The sequence below is a fragment of the Streptomyces sp. NPDC089919 genome (assembly GCF_040684615.1).
Lineage (GTDB): Bacteria > Actinomycetota > Actinomycetes > Streptomycetales > Streptomycetaceae > Streptomyces.
The window spans coordinates 1-18,927 of the sequence record NZ_JBFBGK010000078.1 but is presented as its reverse complement, the minus strand read 5'-3'; the positions used below and the strand labels follow the sequence as shown (position 1 = coordinate 18,927).

At 71.8% G+C, this 18,927-nt stretch carries 20 protein-coding genes; 16 read left to right on the top strand and 4 right to left on the bottom strand.

From position 1 onward, the window contains the following. The 14 genes from AB0O40_RS26695 (at position 1) to AB0O40_RS26630 (ending at position 14,073) form a co-directional block, all read left to right on the top strand. Positions 1–453, top strand: a complete 453-nt coding sequence (locus AB0O40_RS26695; RefSeq protein WP_365046731.1) for a phage tail protein — start codon at positions 1–3, stop codon at positions 451–453. A gap of 2 nt (positions 454–455) precedes the next feature. Next, entirely contained in the window at positions 456–998 is a 543-nt protein-coding gene (locus AB0O40_RS26690; protein WP_365046728.1) for a phage tail protein, read from the top strand. A 9-nt stretch (positions 999–1,007) separates the two neighbouring features. Beyond that, positions 1,008–1,745 (top strand): hypothetical protein, encoded by a 738-nt coding sequence (locus tag AB0O40_RS26685; RefSeq protein ID WP_365046725.1) that lies wholly within the window; start codon positions 1,008–1,010, stop codon positions 1,743–1,745. Between the two features lie 15 nt (positions 1,746–1,760). After that, positions 1,761–3,713, top strand: coding sequence for a VgrG-related protein (locus AB0O40_RS26680; protein ID WP_365046722.1), 1,953 nt, complete (start codon positions 1,761–1,763; stop codon positions 3,711–3,713). 75 nt (positions 3,714–3,788) lie between these two features. Further along, complete coding sequence (locus AB0O40_RS26675; protein ID WP_365046785.1) at positions 3,789–4,157, top strand: GPW/gp25 family protein; 369 nt, start codon at positions 3,789–3,791, stop codon at positions 4,155–4,157. Further along, on the top strand, positions 4,157–6,118 hold the full coding sequence (locus tag AB0O40_RS26670; RefSeq protein WP_365046719.1) for a putative baseplate assembly protein: 1,962 nt from the start codon (positions 4,157–4,159) through the stop codon (positions 6,116–6,118). The genes AB0O40_RS26675 and AB0O40_RS26670 overlap by 1 nt, the downstream gene beginning before the upstream one ends. Then, positions 6,115–6,660 carry a phage tail protein I gene (locus AB0O40_RS26665; protein WP_365046716.1) on the top strand — a complete coding sequence of 182 codons (546 nt, stop codon included), beginning with the start codon at positions 6,115–6,117 and terminating at the stop codon, positions 6,658–6,660. The genes AB0O40_RS26670 and AB0O40_RS26665 overlap by 4 nt, the downstream gene beginning before the upstream one ends. Continuing rightward, the gene (locus AB0O40_RS26660; protein WP_365046713.1) at positions 6,644–8,410 is read left to right on the top strand and encodes a hypothetical protein; all 1,767 of its coding nucleotides are present in this window, start codon (positions 6,644–6,646) and stop codon (positions 8,408–8,410) included. Before AB0O40_RS26665 ends, AB0O40_RS26660 begins: the two co-directional genes overlap by 17 nt. A 256-nt stretch (positions 8,411–8,666) precedes the next feature. Next, positions 8,667–9,743, top strand: coding sequence for a transglycosylase family protein (locus AB0O40_RS26655; protein WP_365046710.1), 1,077 nt, complete (start codon positions 8,667–8,669; stop codon positions 9,741–9,743). A 15-nt stretch (positions 9,744–9,758) separates the two neighbouring features. Next, on the top strand, positions 9,759–9,998 hold the full coding sequence (locus AB0O40_RS26650; RefSeq protein ID WP_365046708.1) for a hypothetical protein: 240 nt from the start codon (positions 9,759–9,761) through the stop codon (positions 9,996–9,998). 105 nt (positions 9,999–10,103) lie between these two features. After that, positions 10,104–11,057, top strand: a complete 954-nt coding sequence (locus AB0O40_RS26645; protein WP_365046705.1) for an oxidoreductase — start codon at positions 10,104–10,106, stop codon at positions 11,055–11,057. A 140-nt stretch (positions 11,058–11,197) separates the two neighbouring features. Beyond that, positions 11,198–11,836 carry a response regulator transcription factor gene (locus AB0O40_RS26640; RefSeq protein ID WP_365046702.1) on the top strand — a complete coding sequence of 213 codons (639 nt, stop codon included), beginning with the start codon at positions 11,198–11,200 and terminating at the stop codon, positions 11,834–11,836. 154 nt (positions 11,837–11,990) lie between these two features. Beyond that, complete coding sequence (locus tag AB0O40_RS26635) at positions 11,991–12,683, top strand: response regulator transcription factor (RefSeq protein WP_365046699.1); 693 nt, start codon at positions 11,991–11,993, stop codon at positions 12,681–12,683. Position 12,684: 1 nt separating this feature from the next. Beyond that, positions 12,685–14,073 carry a HAMP domain-containing sensor histidine kinase gene (locus tag AB0O40_RS26630; RefSeq protein ID WP_365046696.1) on the top strand — a complete coding sequence of 463 codons (1,389 nt, stop codon included), beginning with the start codon at positions 12,685–12,687 and terminating at the stop codon, positions 14,071–14,073. Positions 14,074–14,395: 322 nt separating this feature from the next. Here AB0O40_RS26630 and AB0O40_RS26625 read toward each other — a convergent pair whose 3' ends face one another. Both AB0O40_RS26625 and AB0O40_RS26620 read right to left on the bottom strand, forming a co-directional pair. Continuing rightward, entirely contained in the window at positions 14,396–15,022 is a 627-nt protein-coding gene (locus AB0O40_RS26625) for a response regulator transcription factor (protein ID WP_365046693.1), read from the bottom strand. A gap of 208 nt (positions 15,023–15,230) precedes the next feature. Further along, positions 15,231–15,608, bottom strand: a complete 378-nt coding sequence (locus AB0O40_RS26620; protein WP_365046691.1) for a hypothetical protein — start codon at positions 15,606–15,608, stop codon at positions 15,231–15,233. 134 nt (positions 15,609–15,742) lie between these two features. On the opposite strand from AB0O40_RS26620, the gene AB0O40_RS26615 reads away from it, so the two are divergent. Together AB0O40_RS26615 and AB0O40_RS26610 are read left to right on the top strand one after the other, a co-directional pair. Continuing rightward, entirely contained in the window at positions 15,743–17,173 is a 1,431-nt protein-coding gene (locus AB0O40_RS26615) for a hypothetical protein (protein WP_365046688.1), read from the top strand. Positions 17,174–17,236: 63 nt separating this feature from the next. Further along, positions 17,237–17,653, top strand: coding sequence for a PAAR domain-containing protein (locus tag AB0O40_RS26610; protein ID WP_365046686.1), 417 nt, complete (start codon positions 17,237–17,239; stop codon positions 17,651–17,653). Between the two features lie 120 nt (positions 17,654–17,773). Here the strand turns inward: AB0O40_RS26610 and AB0O40_RS26605 are convergent, their stop codons facing one another. Together AB0O40_RS26605 and AB0O40_RS26600 are read right to left on the bottom strand one after the other, a co-directional pair. Further along, a complete protein-coding gene (locus AB0O40_RS26605) occupies positions 17,774–18,010 on the bottom strand; it encodes a hypothetical protein (RefSeq protein WP_365046683.1) in 237 nt (78 codons plus the stop codon). Positions 18,011–18,540: 530 nt separating this feature from the next. Then, a partial coding sequence (locus tag AB0O40_RS26600) for an NAD(P)H-dependent oxidoreductase (protein ID WP_365046680.1) occupies positions 18,541–18,927 on the bottom strand: 387 nt, incomplete at its 5' end.

Here is an 18,927-nt window from a genome sequence, read left to right as displayed (position 1 = left end):
ATGCCCCTGAACGACAACAGCACTCTCGCACTCGCCAACCGGTTCTCGGTGGTCGTGGACAACGGCGAGTACGACCTCGGCAGCTGGGCCCAGGTCCAGGGGCTGGACGTGCAGTGGAAGATGGCGGACTACCGGGCCGGTGACTCGGGCAACGACCGCTGGTTCTTCCCCGGCTTCACGGAGTACACCCCGCTCAAGCTCACCCGGGCCGCCTGTTCGGACTCGGAGAAGGTCAAGGACTGGCTGAACTGCAACTCGTTCTCCAGCAAGGGGAACACCGGCGAGATCATCCTGATGGACCCCCACAACAAGAAGGTGATCTCGTGGACCATGCGACGGATCGTCCCGGTCAAGTGGTCGATCACCAGCTTCGAGGCGGGTCAGAGCAAGGTCGCACTGGAGACCCTGGAACTCCAGCACCTCGGCTTCCTCGATGACGACATCACCACCTGACCATGGCCGAGCCGCAGATGGGGATACCCGGGAGCCACGGCTCGGTCGAGCGCCGCATGGGCGAGCGCTGGGCCAAGGGCGACTGGCACGTCGACAAGGCCACCTTCGGCATGGCCATGCGGTTCAAGGTGACGGTGGACGCCTTCGGTGACCTCGGCTACTGGTCCTCCTGCCGCGGTCTGAACGTCTCCTTCGAACACGAGGAGATCGAGTGCGGCGGCAACTACGAGAACGTGGTCCTGCTGCCCAAGCGGCTGAAGTACGGCTCGATCACCCTGCAGCGGGCCGTGCAGAGCAACGACACGAAGAAGGTCGAGACCTGGCTCCGCCAGGTCACCAAGGACTGGTACGGCTACGAGTTCGGGGAGAAGGAGTACCAGGGCACCGGCATGCAGATCGAGCTGATGGACGCCCACAACAAGCCCGTCTACCAGTGGCAGCTGCGCAGCGTCTTCCCCAAGGGCTGGAAGGGGCCGGACCTCGATGCCGACACCAACAAGATCGCGCTGGAATCACTCGAACTCGCCCACCAGGGGTTCCTGTAGGAGACGGCCATGACGAACACCACCGCGGTACTGATCTGTTCGGAACCGCCCATGCCGGGAGCCGTGCCGTTCCTGTTCAACCCCGACAAGATCACGATGAGCCGTGAGGTCGCCTACCGCTCGCACGGCAGCAGCTCGCAGAACGGCAACAAGAACGGCGAGACGGGCACCTCCTTCCAGCGCGCCGAGGCCTTGAAGATCAATCTGAGCGATGTGGTCTTCTCGGGTTCGCAGACCAAGGAGCTGTGCGACCAGCTGCTCAACTGGATGAGTCCCGGTTCGGGCGCCCTGGGCCAGGTCGCCGGCGCCGCGGCGCTCGCCAAGGGCGGATCCCTCGTCAAGGCGGGCGTGGTCGACGCCGGCGCCGTCAACCGGCTCCCGGTCGTCCGCTTCATCTACGGACCCCCCATGCAGGGCTTCTGCTACAACGTGGTGCTGCTGAGCGTGTCGATCAGCTACACGCGGTTCAGCCACGCCGGAGTACCCATCAGGGCCCGCGTCACCATCAGCATGAAGGAGCAGCCCAGCCTGCTGGGCACCATCCCCACCAACCCGACCTCGGGCGGTCTGCCCGGACGGCGCAGCTACACCGTCACCGAGGGCGAGGACCTGGTGAACCTCGCGAGGACCCAGTACGGAAGCACCTCGCACTGGCGCCGGCTCGCCGATGCCAACGCCATCGACGACCCCCTGCGCATGCGGCCGGGAACCACCGTCTACCTGCCCAGCCCGCACGAGCTCGACTGACCGCCCGGAGGAACCGTGTCCGCCCCCAAGCCGCCGGCCGCCGTACCCGGGACGGCCGCCCCCGTCACCAGCCCGGCCACGGTGCGCGCCATCGTCAAGGCGGGCGCGCTCTCCCCGCAGCCGGTCTCCGCCCAGCTCGAACAGATGATCATCAGGGTGGTGGTCGACACGCACCTCCACCTGCCCGACATGTTCGAGATCACCTTCGAGGACCCGGCGGGCCTGGCGGCACAGGAACTGACGGTGGGCCACCAGGTGGAGATCCGCAGCGGAGCGGACCCGCTCAGCAGCCCGCCGCTGATCCGCGGCGAGGTCACCTCCCTGGAGGCGGTCTGCGAGGAGATGATGACCTACGTGGTCGTCCGCGGGTACGACCTCTCCCACGTCCTCCAACGGGCCCGCCGCACGCGCACGTACGTCAACACCAAGGACTCCGACATCGCCCGCCGGATCGCCGCGGAGGCGAAGCTGGAGATCGGGACCGTCGACGACACGAAGTACGTGCACCGCCACCTGGCGCAGATCGCCCAGACCGACTGGGACTTCCTCCGGGCCCGCGCCCGGGCCAACGGCTTCGAGATCGGGGTCACGGGGAAGAAGTTCCACTTCCGCCGGGCTCCCGGAGCGGCTGCCGGACCCGCCGGCAAGAAGCCCGCGGGCCTGTCCGGGACGCTCGGCGCCGCAGCCTCGGCCGCCGGGGCGGGCGCACCGCCGGTCCTGGCCTTCCGGGACAACCTCGTCTCCTTCCTGCCCCGGCTGTCCGCCCCGCAGGCGCTGCCCACCCAGGTGGAAGTACGCACCTGGGACGAGGAACGCACCGACGTGGTGGTCGCCACCGCACCGGTACGGCCCGTGACGCCGGACCCGGCGGGCGGCAAGGGCCCGGTCGCCTCCCTCACGGGCGGCCTCCCCGGCGCCGGCAAGCTGGGCGGCCTCACCGGCGCCAAGGACGCCTACCTGCTGGTGGACCGCCCGGTCGGCGCCGGCGCCGACATCGCCGTGGCGGCCGAGGAGCTCGCGGCGGGCGTCGCCGGACGGATCGGCGCCACCTCCGCGGAGGCGGAGGGCCGGTGCTTCGGCGACAGCGCCGTACAGGCGGGCCGGCCGGTCCAGGTCGAGGGAGTGCCGCAGCCGTTCTGCGGGAGCTGGGCCGTCACCAACGCCCGGCACACCTTCTGCGAGGACGAGGGCGGCTACTACACCGAGTTCTTCGTGACCGGCGCCGACGACCACTCGCTTCCCGGCGGGCCGCCCGGCCAGGACGACACCGCGGACCGCAGGGCCCGCGGCATGATGTGCGGCATCGTCACCAGCGTCGCCGATCCCACCGGCCGCAACCGCCTGAAGCTGCGCCTGCCCCTGCTGGCCCCGGACTTCGAGACCGACTGGGTGCGCGTGGTGCAGCCGGGCGGCAACAAGGGCGCGGTCATCTTCGTGCCCGAGGTCGGGGACGAGGTCCTGGTGGCCTTCGAGTGGGACGACGTCAACCGGCCCGTCGTCATCGGCGGCATGCGCAACGGCGCCAGCACCCTGGCCCTGGGCGGCCCCGCGGTCGAACGCAAGGGCGAGACGGCCTCGGTGATGCGCCGGGGCCTGGTCAGCAGCAGCGGCAGCAGGCTGGCCTTCGTCGAGGTCCCGCCCAACCGCTCCCCGCTGACGGAGCAGTCGGCCATCGTCCTGGCCACCGAGTCGAACGACATGGGACTGACCATCGACAAGACCACCGGACAGGTCCAGCTCGTGTCCAAGCCGCGGACCGGCCGGGGAAAGAACCGGGGCGCCGTGGTCATCAGCACCGACGGCAGCGGCACCGTGACCGTCGACGCCGGCCCCAAGGGCGCGGTGAACGTGACCGGCGCCGACATCAGCGTCAACGCCTCCAAGAAGCTGTCGCTGCAGAGCAACGGCGAGCTGGAGATCAAGGGCGCCAAGGTCAAGGTCACCGGCACCACGATCGACCTGAACTGACATCGAGACGGACCGGAGGACACCGTGGCTGCGAACAGAGCCGACGACTTCATAGGCGCCGGATGGGGCTTCCCGATGGGGGTCGGCCCCACCGGCGGCATCGCCCTGGTACGGGGCGACACGGAGCTCGAACAGGCGATGAAGATGATCCTGTCGACCTACCCCGGGGAGCGCCCCATGCGCCCCGGTTTCGGCTGCCGGCTGCGTGACTACGTCTTCCGGGACACCGGTTACCAGACCATGGCCATGCTCGCCGAGGAGGTCCGCACCTCGCTGATCAGCTGGGAGCCGCGGGTCGACATCGAGGGGGTGCGGGCCGCCAGCGACCGGGACGACCCGAGCCTGGTCTACATCGACGTGATGTACCGCGTCAAAGCGACCAACGACCGCCGGAACCTGGTGTTCCCGTTCTACACGATCCCGGATGAGGAAGAGGACTACTGATGGCGCTCCCGTCGCCCGATCTCGACGACCGCCGGTTCCAGGACCTGGTGGACGACGCCAAGCGCATGGTGATGCGCCGCTGTCCCGAATGGACCGACCACAACGTCTCGGACCCCGGCGTCACGCTCATCGAGACCTTCGCCTTCATGACCGACCAGCTGCTGTTCCGGCTGAACCGCGTCCCCGACCGGATGTACGTGAAGTTCCTCGAACTCCTCGGCGCCAGGCTGCTGCCGCCGGTCCCGGCGCAGGCCCCGGTCACCTTCTGGCTGTCGGCACCGCCCACCACGGCCGTGTCCGTACCGGCGGGCACGAACGTCTCGACCCTGCGCACCGAGACCGAGCAGTCCGTGGTCTTCGCCACCCGCAGCGAGCTGCGCCTGCCGCCGGCGGCCCTGCTGCACCTGATGACCCTGGAGTCGGAGGCGGGCACCCTGCTCGCCCGCGACGAGCAGCACCGGCTGGGGCTGGGCTTCCCCGCCTTCGGGGCACAGAGCCCGGCCGTGGACGACTGCCTCCTGGTCGGCCTGACCGACGCGGTGCCGCGGGCCCTGGTCAGCCTGGACTTCACCTGCAGCATCCAGGGCGTGGGCGTCGACCCGAACCACCCGCCGCTGGTGTGGGAGGCGTGGGACGGGGACGACTGGCAGGAGTGCCGGGTGCACTCCGACGGCACCGGCGGCCTCAACCGCCCGGGCGCGATCGTGCTCCGGATACCGGCCGGGCACCACACCAGCATCCTCGACGGCCGGCGCGCGGGCTGGCTCCGCGCCCGGGTCACCGCGCCCCGCAAGGACTGTCCCGGGTACACCGCCTCTCCCGTCATCGACGCGATGGACGTGTCGGTGGTCGGGGGGACGGTGGACGCGGTGCACGCCGAGATCATCACCGACGACGACCTGGGCCTCTCCGACGGCACCGGCAACCAGCGGTTCCAGGCCTCGCACACGCCCGTCCTGGCGACGGCCGTGCCGGCCGTCGTCCAGGTCAGCGGCGACGAGGGATGGACCCGGTGGACGGAGGTGGACCACTTCGCCGACAGCGGCCCCGACGACCTGCACTACGTCATCGACAGCACGCACGGGACGGTGTCCTTCGGCCCGATGGTCCGTCAGCCCGACGGGACGATGCGTCGTTACGGGGCCGCCCCGCCGAAGGACTCCATGGTCCGGCTGAGCCGGTACGCGACCGGTGGCGGCGCGGTGGGCAACGTCGGCCAGGGCGCCATCCAGACCCTGAAGTCCTCCATCCCCTTCATCGCCCGCGTGGAGAACCTCGAGCCCGCCACGGGAGGCGTCGACGGCGAGACCGTCGAGGAGGTCAAGTCCCGCGCCCCGATGCTGATGCACACCCGGGGGCGGGCCGTGACCGCCGAGGACTTCGAGGTCATCACCAGGGAGGTGGCCCCGGAGCTGGCGCGGGTGCGCTGCCTGACCGCGCAGGAGGCGGGCCTGCCGGCCGGCACCGTGAAGGTCCTGATCGTGCCCGACCTGCCCGACGCGCCGGGCCAGGCGCGCTTCGCCGCCCTCAAGCCCCGGCAGACCACGCTGGACACCGTGGCCCGGCGGCTGGAGGAGCGGCGGCTGGTCGGCACCACCGTCCTGGTGGAGCCGCCCCTGTACCGGGGCGTGACGGCCGTGGCCCGGCTGCGCGCCGTACCGGGTGCCAAGGCCGACCGGGTCACCGACGACGCGTCGGCCGCCCTCTACCGCTACCTCAACCCGGTCACCGGCGGTCCGGACGGCACCGGCTGGCCGTTCGGCCGCCCCGTGCAGTCGGGTGACCTCTACGCCGTCCTCCAGCAGGTCGACGGGGTGGCCATCGTCGAGGAGGTACGGCTGTTCAACGCCAACCCCGTCACCGGGGCCCGCGGGGAGGAGACCGACCGGGTCACCCTCGACCGCGACAGCCTGATCTTCTCCTTCGAGCACCAGGTCCTGGTGGAAGGGAGCGGGACATGAGGGGGACGGTCACCGGTCTGATCACTCCGTACCCGATCGGCAGCTACCTGCCTGCGGTCTACCAGGAGGACCCCTTCGCCCAGCGGTTCACCGCGGGCCTCGACGACGTGCTCGCACCGGCGGTCGCCGTCCTCGACTCCCTGGAGGCGTACGCGGACCCGGACACCGCGCCGGTGGACTTCCTCCCCTGGCTGGCCGGCTGGCTGGGCGTCACGGTGGAGGAAACGCTTCCGGAAACCGCCCGGCGGGCCCGCGTCAAGCACGCGGCGGAGTCGTTCGTGAGCCGCGGGACGTTGGGCGGCCTGCGCAGATCCCTGCACACCCTGACGGGTGCCGTGCTGGAGGTGCACGACAGCGGTGGAGTGCGCACCTCCGACCGGGCCGGGGGCTGCGATCCGGCGGGGGCGGAACCGGCGGTCGTCGTCCGGCTGCCGCGGGCCCTCGTCGCGCACCGGGAAGCGGTGGAGACGCTGGTCGCCGGTGCCGTCCCGGCACACGTCCACAGCGCCGTGGAGCTCATGGACCATGACCACCTGTCGTAAGTGCGGGTTCAACAACGGCGCGACCGATGCGTTCTGCGGCTCGTGCGGCTCCTTCCTGGAGTGGACCGGCAAGAAGCAGAAGATCGATCTGCCCGACGACCTGCGGGAGGAGGCCAAGCAGCAGGCCCAGGGCCCGCCACCGTCGGCGCTGGAGCGGCTGCAGCGCGGCCTGTACGTCGACGTCGGGGCCCGCGAGGCCCTCCCGGGCCGGACCGGTCCGGCGGGCGTGCCGGGCATGGGGATGCCCGGGATGGGCATGCCGGGCATGGGCGGCCCTCCTGGCATGGGCGGTCCCCCCGGTATGGGCGGCCCCCCCGGTATGGCCCGGCCTCCCGGTCTGGGTGGTCCGCCCGGCATGGGCGGTCCGGCCGGCTTCGGGGGTCCTCCCGGCATGGGGCGGCCCGCGGACGATGACGAGGACGAGGACGACAAGTTCTTCGCGTCCCTGCTCAAGAAGGACGACGGCCCCGGGAGTGCGTCTGCTCGGGGTGACGACGATGACGACGAGGACGACTGGCTCGCCGCCCTGCTCAACGACGACGACGAGGAGGACAAGGAGGAGGAGGAGGACGGCGAAGCGGACGACGAAGACGAAGACGACGACGAGGACGACGAGGACGACTGGCTCGCCGACCTGCTGAAGGAAGACAAGGACGAAGACGAGGACGAAGAGGACGACGAAGACGAAGACGAAGCCGACGACGAGGACGATGACGTAGACGGCGAGGACGAGGACGAGGACGAGGACGACGACGAAGACGACTGGCTCGCCGACCTGCTGAAGGAAGACAAGGACGAAGAGGACGACGAGGACGAGGACGACGACGAGGACGAAGACGGCGACGAGGACGAAGAGGACGACGAAGCGGTCGAGGAGGAACCCGGCCTCGTCGCCCCTGCCGAGCCCGAGGCCCGCCGGCCCGTACCCGAACGGCGCCGTGCCAGCCGGTCCGCCCTGCCCGGCGACCTCGTCTGCACCGAATGCGGTGAGAACAACCACGACGAGCGGAAGTTCTGCAGCAGGTGCGGTGCGTCCTTGGAGGAGGCCGAGCCGGCGACGCTGGCATGGTGGCCGCGGCTGCTGGCCAGGCTGCGCCCCGGTCCGGCCGTCCTGGAGGCCGGTCAGCGGCCGGGACAGGCGGGCGTGCGGGACAAGCGGCGCTTCAGCCCGACCTCGCTCATGGGGCCGGTCCGGCTCGTGGGCAGCGTCGCGCTGCTCACCCTGACCACGCTCTACATGGTCCACCAGCCCTTCCGCGACGGGGTCGCCTCCGAGGCGACGCAGGCGCAGGCCAGGCTCAAGGCGACGGTCAAACCGGAGTTCCAGCCGCGCAACCCGTTGGGGGTGGAGGACCTTCCGGGGTCGAGCGCGCCCGAGCATCCGGGCTCCCTCGCCTTCGACAACCACTCGAACTCCTTCTGGCTGACGTCGGCGAAGAACAGCCAAGGCGTCAAGCTCACGTTCGACGAGCCCGTGGACCTGACGCACCTGGTGGTCCTGAACGGGACGCGGGACGACTTCAAGTCCTACGACCGGGCACGAGAGCTGGAGATCGAGTACTCCAACGGGGAGAAGCAGAAGGTCGCGTTGAACGACACGGCCGAGGAGCAGGCGTTGAAGCTCGCCCCGCACGGCAAGACGAAATGGGTGAAGGTACGGGTCGTGAGCGCCTTCGGCGACCGGCCGGGCAACATGGTCGCCATCTCCGAACTCGAGTTCTTCAGCACGCTCCGCGGCTATCTGTTCTGAGCGGCCGGGGCAGGGCCGTCCGGCGCCCACCGTTGAGGAGGGGACGGCATGCAGCTAGGCGGCGGTTAGGGAACCGCCGCCTACGTTTGCATCAGGTCGCTCTCCGCCGTCCGCAGCTGCGGGAACGCGGAAGTGACACCCCATCACACCGCTGGCGCGCTGCGCAGAATGAGGACTCACCATGCTTGGAAAAGGGACCGGCCGACGGCGTCGGCCGAAGCCCACGTGCACGCAGCGCGTGGCGGCCGGGGCGGGCGTGACGGGTGTCGGGATCGCCCTCCCCCTGCTGCTCAGCGGCACGGCCGAGGCGGCGAGCCCGGCCGCCTGGGAGGCACTCGCCCAGTGCGAGAGCAGCGGCAACTGGCAGATCAACACCGGCAACGGCTACCACGGCGGTCTGCAGTTCTCGCCGAGCACGTGGCTGGCCTACGGGGGCGGACAGTACGCGCCCCAGGCGCACCTGGCCACGAAGGCGCAGCAGATAGCCGTCGCGGAGAAGGTCCTGGCCTCGCAGGGGGCCGGCGCCTGGGGTGGCTGTGCCGGCAAGATCAGTGGCCAGCCCGCCAACCCCAATGCCACGGCCGGGTCCGCCCCGGCCCGGACCGCCCCGCCGAAGTCCGCCCCGGCCAAGTCGGCCCCGGCCAAGTCCGCCCCGGCCAAGACCACGGGCAGCGGGGCCGGTACGTACACGGTCAAGGCCGGCGACACGCTGTCGCACATCGCCGAGGACCACGGTCTCACCTGGCAGGAGCTGCACGCCGCGAACCAGGACCGGGTCCAGGACCCGCGCCTGATCCTGCCCGGCCAGAAGCTCGTGATACCCGGCGGTGCGGCCGCTGCCAAGGCCCCCGCCGCGACCCCCGCCAAGGCCCCCGCCGCGAAGGCGGCCGCGAGCCGGGCCAAGGCGCCGAAGGCCGTGCACCCGGTCAGCGGCAACGTGTCGGCCGGCTACCGGACGCCCGGCGCCTGGGCCCTGGGCTACCACTCCGGGGTGGACTTCGCGGCGCAGCACGGCGCCCGGGTGGACGCCGCGGCGGCCGGTGTCGTGCAGAGCGCGGGCTGGAACGGTGCCTTCGGGAACCAGGTGGTCGTCAAGCACCGGCTCGTCATCGACGGCAAGCAGCAGATCCGGTACTCCTCGTACTCCCACCTCAGCAAGATCACGGTCTCGCCCGGCGCCACGGTGGACGCCGGCACGCAGCTCGGCACCGTGGGCAGCACGGGCCGGGCCAACGGCCCCCACCTGCACTTCGAGGTGGGCACCACACCCGACACGTACTCCAGCAACACCAACCCGTTCCCGCTGCTGCGCGGCGATTTCGCCCGGGCCTGACCGAGGAGGCACGCGATGATCAAGCACGACATATTCCAGCAGGACATCCTGAGGACGGCCCCGTCGGACGAGGGCGAGAACCAGGCCGCGCGGGTGACCGTGGCCTCCCGGTCCCGGGACGCCTCCGACTGCGCGGTCCTGCTCGAGATGCTGGGTCTGACCCGGGAGCCGCCCGCCCCGGAACCGGACGGCGGCGGCATCCATCTCCTGCCCCCGCTGCTGGACGGCACCCGCCGTCCCTCCCGGTGGCTGTGACTACGCCACCCGTCCCGACCCGCGTCGTCCGGGCGGCGCGGCGCCCGGACGACGCGGGTCGGGCCCGATGCGCATAGCGTCGTGGGCATGACCGAAGGAGTGCCCATGACCGCGCAGGAACCGATCGGAACCGGCTTCGGTGCACGGAGCACGACCGCGGACGTCCTGGGAGGCAGTGACCTCACGGGCCGTCTCGCCCTGGTGACCGGCGGTGGCAGCGGCCTGGGCCTGGAGACGGTCCGGGCCTTCGTGGACGCCGGTGCGACGGTCGTCGCCGCGGTGCGGCGACCGGAGGCGGCCGAGGCGGCGCTCGGGCCGGTCGGCCCGGTGGAGGTGCGCGCGCTCGACCTGGCGGACCAGGAGAGCGTCCGGGAGTTCGCGGACGGCTTCCTGGCCGGCGGACGGAGCATCGACTTCCTCATCGGCAACGCCGGCGTGATGGCGCTGCCCGAGACCAGGGTGGGCCCGGGCTGGGAAGCGCACTTCGCCACGAACCACCTGGGCCACCACGCCCTGGTCAACCGGCTGTGGCCGGCGCTGGTGGCCGGCACGGGTGCGCGCGTGGTCGCGCTGTCCTCGTCGGCGCACCGCATGTCGGCGATGCGGTGGGACGACGTCATGTTCCGGACCGGGTACGACAGGACGGCGGCGTACGCCCAGTCCAAGACCGCGGACGCGTTGTTCGCGGTCCACCTCGACCTGCTCGGCCGCGCACACGGGGTGCGGGCGTTCGCCGTGGACCCCGGCGCGATCATGACGCCCCTGCAGCGCCACATGACGCGTGCGGAGATGGCCGCCCTCGGATGGATCGACGGGGCGGGCCAGGTGCACCCCGGTTTCAAGACCCCCGCGCAGGGGGCCGCCACCCAGGTCTGGGCGGCGACGACGCGGCAGCTGGACGGTACGGGCGGCCTGTACCTGCAGGACTGCGATGTCGCCGCCCTCTCCACGGACGACTCACCCGGCGTGCGCCCCCACGCGGTCGACCCCGGGGAGGCCGCCCGCCTGTGGGAGCTCTCCGCGGACCTCACCGGAACGGACGCCTTCGCCGGGCGCTGAGCGGCCGGGCCCGCCCTGACGCAGGGACGCGGCCGCCCCGGCCTGCGGGCCGGTCGCCGGGCCTTCGGGGGATGTCGAGACTATCCTCGAAGGACGACGGTACGTAGTCGGGAACCGCCAGAGGCCGAGGTGATCCCCCCATGACGGAACGCACCCGGGTCGTCATCGCGGACGACCATCCCCTCTACCGTGAGGGGGTGCGCAGGGCACTGGCCTGGAGCGGGACCATCGAAGTGGTGGGCGAGGCGTCGAGCGGCCGGGAAGCCCTCAAGATGATCAAGGAGCTCACCCCCGACGTCGCCCTGGTGGACTTCCGGATGCCGGACATGGACGGCATCGCCGTGACCCGCTCCGTCGCCCAGTGGAAGCTGGAGACCAAGGTCGTCATCGTCAGCGCGTTCCAGAACAGCGAGCTCGTCTTCCGGGCGCTGGAGGAGGGCGCCGCCGGCTACCTGCTCAAGGACGCCAAGCGGACCGAGCTGGTCGAAGCGGTGCGGCAGGCGGCCGCCGGCAAGACCGTGATCCCCCCGGAGCTCGCGGGCGGCGTCGCCGAGGAGATCCGGATGCGGGCCCAGTCCGGCGGCCCCGTCTTCACGACCCGGGAACTGGAGGTGCTGCGCGACTTCGCCGAGGGGATGAGCATCCCGCAGATCGCGCAGAAGCTCTTCCTCGCACCGAGCACCGTCAAGACGCACGCGCAGCACCTCTACGAGAAGCTCGGCGTCAACGACCGGGCCGCGGCGGTGGCGGAAGGCATGCGCCGGGGCCTGCTGGACTGACACCACCCGTCCGTACCACTCCTCGTCCTCCGATCGGGGGGCGGCCGTGCTCCGGCCGGTTCCGACGATCACGGGATCCGGCCACCACCCCTTCGGACGCAATCTGATGTCCGAGGGTGCTGGAGCGGCGCCACCGAGGCACGGAGACCGACACATGGCCTGGACGCGCGTGACAGTGATCGAGGACGACGCGGAGATCCGCGAGTTCCTGTCGGCCTCACTGCGGAAGCTGAAGTACGACGTCCACGCCGTGGCCCGCGGCACCGACGGCCTCAGCCACGCGACCACGGCCGCCCCCGGCGGGGTGATCGTCCTCGACCTGGGCCTGCCGGACATCGACGGCATGGACGTCCTCAAGATGCTCCGCGCCACGGTGAACACCCCCGTGCTGGTGGCCAGCGCCCGGGACGACGAGAGCCACATCGTCCGCGCGCTGGACCTGGGCGCCGACGACTACGTCATCAAGCCGTTCTCCGCGGAGCACCTGGACGCCCGGATCCGCGCCGTCCTGCGGCGCACGGGCGAGCGGCGCCAGGAGAGCGCGTACCACGTGGGCGGCCTGACCGTCGACATGGAAGCGCACACCGCCACCCTGGACGGCCGGGAGCTGGAGATGCGGCCCAAGGAGTTCAAGCTGCTGGCCTACCTCGCCCGCAACGCCGGCCGCGTGGTCAGCAAGGACGAACTCCTCAACGAGATCTGGTGCGACGCCTTCGGTGCCAGCGAGAAGACCATCGACGTCCATCTGTCCTGGCTGCGCCGCCGCCTGGGCGAGACCGCGGCCGAGCCGCGCTACCTGCACAGCGTGCGCGGTGTCGGAGTGAAGATCATCGAGCCTGCCGCCTGACATGCGCAGGAAATTCGCCCTGGTCAGCGCGCTCAGCACGCTGCTCACCGTCTTCCTGCTCGGTATACCCCTGATCGTCTACGCGCGCTACGCCCACCTCGCCCAGGCCGACCACGACGCGGTGATGCAGGCCCAGACCCTGGCCACCCTCACCCGCGAGTCCGCGGAGTCGGGCACCGGGCAGCTGCGGACCTGGATCGCCGAGCAGCAGTCCAACGTCCGCGCCACCGTCGTGATGCCCTCGGGAGCGCGCTACGGCGCCGCGGTACCGTGCCTGCCGCAGCCGGACCCCGACCGTCCCGGCGACCTGGAACAGTGGACCTGCAACGGGGCGCGCGTCGCGAGCCTGGCCGTGGCGGTGCCCGGCGGCAACGCACAGATCGACGTCGCGGTCGACTCCGCCGGCGCGAACGACGCGACCCTGCGCGTCGTGGCGGCCCTGGCCGGCTCCGCGGTCGTCCTGCCCGCCGTCGCCGTGGTCTTCGCCGACCGGCTGGCCCGGTCCGTGGTCCGTACCGCCGGGGAGCTCACCGAGGTGGCGGCCAGCCTGCGCCAGGGGCGGCTGGAAGCCCGCTACGGCGGCAACGGCCCCCGCGAACTCCAGCAGCTCGGCGTCACGCTCAACGCCCTGGCCGCCCGCATCGGGGCCCTGGTCACCAACGAACGCGAGTCGCTGGCGGACCTCTCCCACCGGCTGCGGACCCCCATCACCTCACTGATGCTCCAGGCCGAGGCGCTCAAGGAGCAGCCCGGGGCGGAGCGGCTGCTCAGCAGCCTCACCGAACTGAACGGCGAGGTCACCCGGGTCATCCGGCACGCCCGCAAACCGATCGTCTCCGAAGGGGGCCTGACGGCGCGTCTGGACGCGGTCGTCTCGGAGCGGGTGGCCTTCTGGGCGGTCCTGGCCGAAGAGCAGGGCCGCGCGTGCGAACTGACGATCCGTGACCCCGACTGCCAGGTGTACGTGCCCCAGGCGGAGCTCGAAGCCGCGGTCGACGTGCTGCTGGAGAACGTCTTCACCCACACGCCGGAGACGGCGGGCATGCGGATCGCCGTGCGCGCGCTGGCCGGCGGCGGTGCCGAACTGACCCTGGACGACGACGGACCGGGTTTCGCCGACCACCGTGTCGTGGAGCGGGGCCGCAGCACCGAGGGTTCCAGCGGACTCGGCCTGGACATCGCGCGCCGCACCGCGACCATCTCCGGGGGCCGGCTCGTGCTGAGCGCGGCCCCTTCCGGGGGCGCCCGCGTCACGATGGTCTTCGGAGGGCCCGCCGGCTCCCGCCGGGCGACGTGCCGGACCTCCGCCCCACCCCCGCCCGAGTCCCGTGCAGCGGCCGCGGCCGCGCCGGACCCCGATGAAGCCCCCGGGGCCCAGGCCCCCCGGTGAGCCCACCGGGCGCGCCCACCCCGTCCCCGACACCGCGCGCCGACCGGCCGCGGTCGTTCCCGTTTCCCCGAAGGAGCACGGTCATGGGAGCCATGATGTCCCTGATCTACCGGCACTGGCGTACCTGCCGACTGTCCAGGCGCGAGCTGCGCCGCTTCCACAAGGCACGGCAGCGGGCGTCCGGACGGACCTGACGGGTCCCCTCCGCGGGACCGGCCGGCACCTTCCGGCACGGCCGGACACACCGGAGCGGGTGGGGTGGCAGGACTTCCGTTCTGCCACCCCACCCGCTCCGGTGTCCGTCCACCGTGGTGGCGCCGCCTCAGATGAGGCCCTCGCGGATGGCGTACGCCACGGCGTGGGGGCGGTTGCGCAGGTTGAAGCGGTTGTTGATGGCGTGCAGCGTGTTCTTGACGGTCCGTTCCGAGTAGCACAGCTCCTGTGCGATCTCGTTGGTGTCCAGCCCCTGCGAGACCAGGCGCAGCACGTCCGCCTCGCGGTCGGTGATCCCGGAGTAGCGCTGGCCGCGGGGGGCGGCCACCTGGTGCTGGAGCTTGGAGACCTGCTTCAGGAGGCTTCCGACCAGGTCGGGCGGGAGGACGCCGGCGCCGCGGTCGACGGAGCCGATCACCTGGACGAGGCCGTCGGCGGTGACGTCCTTGCGACGGGCCAGACCGCTGATGCCGGCCTCGGCGGCGGCGAAGACGCCGTTGTCCTCCAGCGAGGAGGCGACGAGCACGATGCGGTGGATGCCGCGGCCCCGCGTGGACTTGATGAGGCCGATGGCGCCGTCGTCGATCTCGTCGACCACGAGGACGGCCATGGCGTCGGCATCGGCGTCCTTGTGGTCCACGAGGTGGACCTCGGGCCGGTTGCGCAGGGCGGCGATGACGCCCAGCTCGGAGATGGAGTCCAGGGCCTGGACGAAAACAGTGATCCTCTTCGACATGAATTCCCTCTTCGATGCGGAGACCTGAGGAGAACCACCGGGGGGACTTCCCTGGGGGCGGCCCGGCCGCGGTTCGTGTGTCCAGTGTGTGTCCGCGCGGGTTAGAGGGGAGCTAACGGAACCGGTGCGAAGGACTGTCCCTTGAGGACGTCTTCGATGCCCCTTCTCCGAGGCGGAGGGGCAGGCCGTGCGCCACCGCGGGCACGCTTCAGACGACCTCGGTGCCGCTGATCCCGACCCGGACGGTCGAGGTGCCCTCGAGAGAGACCCGGTAGCGGCACAGGGAGATCGGCCTGCGCATCGCCGCGTCGTGCCATCCGAAGCCGCTGAAGCAGACCCAGACCGGGGAGGACTGGTCCGCCTCGATGAACGCGGCCCCCTTGACCCCCAGGTAGTCGCGCAGCTCCACCGTGCACTCCAGGGGGCCGGTGCCCGGGCGGGGCATGAAGCGGAACGACACCGTGTCCGCCCGGACGAAGACCATCCCGTCGCGGATCTCGTTGCACCCGATGTCGAACTCGAGGAGTTCGGAGTCGCCCCACAGGTCCGGCACGGAAAAGGGCTCGGTCGTCGTTTTCACATCCATGGGCCCATGCTCCTGCCGATCGGGGCGCTCCGAGGGGTTCCGGGCGCAGCCGTGCACGAACGCGAAGCAGGTCTGCCCGTCGTCCTGACCGGGGGCCGGTGTCCGGCCGGGACGCGCCCCGCAAGAGTGGCCGCATGGGAGTCATCGCGTCGCTGGACGATCGGGACGTCGCCGTCGAGGCCGGTGAGCGTGCCACGTGCACGGTCCGCCTGCACAACGACGGCCGCACCGTCGACACGTTCACGCTGGACGTGTTGGGGGAGGACGTCGTCGAATGGGCGTCCGTGGAGCCGGAGAGCGTCAACGTCTTCCCCGGTGACGACGCGGTGGCCGTGATCACGTTCGCCCCGCCGCGCTCGGCCGACGTGCCGTGCGGGACGAAGGACTTCGCCCTGCGCATCATGGCGCAGGAGGACACCGACGGATCGGTGATCGAGGAGGGCACCGTCGAGGTGCTCGGCTTCTCGGAGGTGGCGGCCGAGCTGGTGCCGCGCACCGCGCGGGGCGCCCGGACGGCGCGTACCAAGCTGGCCGTCGACAACTTCGGCAACGGGCCGGTGACGGTCCAGTTCACGGGCAAGGACGAGAGCGGGGCGGTCGCCTTCTCCTTCAAGCCCGTCCAGACCGTCGTCGAGGGCGGGACCACCCAGCTGATCCCGGTCCGGATGAAGATGAAGCAGCGCTTCCTGACCGGCCAGCCCAAGACCGTGCCCGTCGAGATCGGGCTGACCGCCTCGGACGGCACCAAGCTGGACACCGCCGGCGTCGTCGTCCAGCCGGCCCTGTTGCCCCGCTGGTTCCCCAAGGCCCTGACGTTCCTGGTGGCCGGAGTGATCCTGGTGGCCGTCCTGGGACCCACGTTCTTCGACGACCGGCCGAAGTCGAAGGCCGTCGCCATGGCCAAGACGGACTCCGGTGCCGATGGCAAGGGGGCGGCCGGCGGCGCCGGCAACCAGACGCCGCCCTCCCCCGGAACGCAGCAGTCGCCCAGTGCCCCACCCCCCGGGCAGCAGCCGGCCGGCGGGGACACGGGCCAGGGCCAGAACCAGAACCAAGGAGCCGGACAGGCGCCCGCCGCAGGCGCCGGCGGCAGCGGTGGCGGAGCCGCCAACGGCGGCGCGAACGGTTCCGGTGGTGCGTCGAACAGCGGCGGTGCCAACAGCTCGGGCGGCACGGGCGGTTCGGGTGGCTCCGCCGCCAAGCCGCCGGCGGGCGGTGGAGCGCGGACGACCTCGGAGAACATCCGCATCCCGGGCCGGGGCACCACGGACAGTTCCGGCTTCCTGACGAGCAGCCGCAAGGTGGGGGCGGGGGAGAGCATCACGGTCCCCGAAGTCGTGGTGAGCAACCAGCCCGGTTCCGCGGGCACCCTGCAGATCCGGAAGAACGGCACCGTCCTGCTCTCACTCGACCTGGCCACCACGCCGACGTCGTACCGCAAGCAGTTCCCCGCCCCCGTCACCTTCAAGGCCGGGGACTCGATCGTGGTGGCCGTCCAGTGCAAGGCCGAGAGCGGCACCTGCACGCCCAGCGCCCTGTTCCCCGCCAAGGTCACCAAGGGCTGAGGCACCACCCGGTCCCGCCACGGCGGCCCGACCACCCGCCCCGTATTGAAAGGCAGGTCCCAGATGCCCGGACTCCCCGCGGCCCGGCTCGGTGACAAGGTCACCGGTACCGACGTCCACCTGGTGGTCCCGCCGCCGCCCAGCCCGCCCACGCCCCAGCCGATGCCGTTCCCGTACCAGGCCACCCTCACCGGGGGCTGCTGCCCCACCGTGCGGATCGGCGGCAAGCCGGCGGCGACGCTCGCCACGACGGCGACGATCAACCCCCCGCACATCCCGCCGGGCCCGATGGCGTTCGCGCCCACGGTCCCGCCCCCCACGAACACCGGAACCGTGGTCAAGGGCAGCGCGACCGTGCGGATCGGCGGCAAGCCCGCGGCGCGCACCGGCGACACCGTGCAGACCTGCAGCTTCCCCGCACCGGCGCCGAACGGACGGATCATGCCGCCGGTCCCGCAGCACGGGGTCACCATCGGCTGAGGCGGGAGCGTCCGGGCAGCGGTGTCCACCACGCCGGTGGCGTGGAGGTCTCTCCTCGGTCCGGTCAGGTCGCCCACGTCCGGCCGGGAGCCGGCCGTGGAACGCGAAGCCGGCGCTCCGTCAGGAGACGGTCACCGGGGCGCAGTAGGCGTACGCCTGGACCACGGCATTGGTGTCCTGCGTGGGGTTGTACGCCTGGACCATCCACGCGTCCTGCGACCCAGGGCCGCTGCCGTCAGCCCGCTGGGACACGTTGACGGTGACCCCGAAGGACGAGCGGAATCCCCCGGAGACCGCCTTCTGGCCCGCGGGGCACTTGGCCGTGCTGCCGACCGCGGTCCCGGGAGCGATCGTCATCTCCTGGCCGGTCACCTGCTGGACGCTGAGGGTCGGGCCGGCGGGTCCGGCGGGTCCGGCGGGGCCGGTCGGGCCGGCAGGGCCGGCAGGGCCCTGGGCACCTGCGGCCCCCGCCGCTCCGGCGGCTCCGGCCGCACCGGCGGCGCCCGGGGCACCGGCGGGTCCGGCGGGTCCCGCCGGGCCGGCAGGTCCCGCCGGGCCGGGCGGGCCGGGCGGACCGGGTTTCCCACCGCCACAGTCGCTCGTGGCCCGGCGCGGACCGTCGTGGCACGGTTCCGCCTGCGCGGGATGTCGTGCTGCCGTTGCCGCCGCTTCTCGAGCCTGCGCCTGCGAGGCTGCCCCGGCCATGAGCGTCCCGGAGGCGAGGAAACCCGTCAGGAGGCACGCTCCGAGCCGGCGAACTCCTGCGCGATGACCGTTTCGCATCTGAACCTCCTGGCACGGGGACCCTGCGAGGACCGCAAGCCCTCCATGCATATCGAGGGATTTTCACCTCTAAGCGGAGGCAAGGCTTTTGCCACTCGTTTGCGTCAGTCGACGCGCAGTGCGGCCAGGCGGTGTTCGAAGGGGATGACCTGGAAGCCGTCGGCCGGGTCCACGGAGGTGATCGCCCCGGTCAGGGAGCGGGGGGCGATCGCGGCGGCGGTGTCCACGTCCGGTACGGCCGGCGCCCCGGCCGCCGGGGCGGCACCGGCGGGTGCCGTGAAGCGGGCCAGCTCCGCGCCCGCGCGGGTGATCCGTCCGGCGAGGCCGTCCTCACCCCAGTCCTCGGAGGCCGCGTAGACAGCGGTCGGCAGGACGAGCGCGCGCAGGTACGTGAACAGCGGGCGCAGGGCGTGTTCGGTGACCAGGGAGTGCCGGGCGGTGCCGCCGGTGGCGCCCAGGAGTACGGGTTTGCCGGTGAGGGCGTCCTTGTC

Bases quoted from the DNA above. Each gene is read 5' to 3' on its own strand.
- AB0O40_RS26695 (WP_365046731.1), top strand. From the start codon at position 1: ATGCCCCTGAACGACAACAGCACTCTCGCACTCGCCAACCGGTTCTCG.
- AB0O40_RS26690 (WP_365046728.1), top strand. From the start codon at position 456: ATGGCCGAGCCGCAGATGGGGATACCCGGGAGCCACGGCTCGGTCGAG.
- AB0O40_RS26685 (WP_365046725.1), top strand. From the start codon at position 1,008: ATGACGAACACCACCGCGGTACTGATCTGTTCGGAACCGCCCATGCCG.
- AB0O40_RS26675 (WP_365046785.1), top strand. From the start codon at position 3,789: ATGGGGGTCGGCCCCACCGGCGGCATCGCCCTGGTACGGGGCGACACG.
- AB0O40_RS26670 (WP_365046719.1), top strand. From the start codon at position 4,157: ATGGCGCTCCCGTCGCCCGATCTCGACGACCGCCGGTTCCAGGACCTG.
- AB0O40_RS26665 (WP_365046716.1), top strand. From the start codon at position 6,115: ATGAGGGGGACGGTCACCGGTCTGATCACTCCGTACCCGATCGGCAGC.
- AB0O40_RS26660 (WP_365046713.1), top strand. From the start codon at position 6,644: ATGACCACCTGTCGTAAGTGCGGGTTCAACAACGGCGCGACCGATGCG.
- AB0O40_RS26650 (WP_365046708.1), top strand. From the start codon at position 9,759: ATGATCAAGCACGACATATTCCAGCAGGACATCCTGAGGACGGCCCCG.
- AB0O40_RS26645 (WP_365046705.1), top strand. From the start codon at position 10,104: ATGACCGCGCAGGAACCGATCGGAACCGGCTTCGGTGCACGGAGCACG.
- AB0O40_RS26640 (WP_365046702.1), top strand. From the start codon at position 11,198: ATGACGGAACGCACCCGGGTCGTCATCGCGGACGACCATCCCCTCTAC.
- AB0O40_RS26635 (WP_365046699.1), top strand. From the start codon at position 11,991: ATGGCCTGGACGCGCGTGACAGTGATCGAGGACGACGCGGAGATCCGC.
- AB0O40_RS26630 (WP_365046696.1), top strand. From the start codon at position 12,685: ATGCGCAGGAAATTCGCCCTGGTCAGCGCGCTCAGCACGCTGCTCACC.
- AB0O40_RS26625 (WP_365046693.1), bottom strand. From the start codon at position 15,022: ATGTCGAAGAGGATCACTGTTTTCGTCCAGGCCCTGGACTCCATCTCC.
- AB0O40_RS26620 (WP_365046691.1), bottom strand. From the start codon at position 15,608: ATGGATGTGAAAACGACGACCGAGCCCTTTTCCGTGCCGGACCTGTGG.
- AB0O40_RS26615 (WP_365046688.1), top strand. From the start codon at position 15,743: ATGGGAGTCATCGCGTCGCTGGACGATCGGGACGTCGCCGTCGAGGCC.
- AB0O40_RS26610 (WP_365046686.1), top strand. From the start codon at position 17,237: ATGCCCGGACTCCCCGCGGCCCGGCTCGGTGACAAGGTCACCGGTACC.
- AB0O40_RS26605 (WP_365046683.1), bottom strand. From the start codon at position 18,010: ATGACGATCGCTCCCGGGACCGCGGTCGGCAGCACGGCCAAGTGCCCC.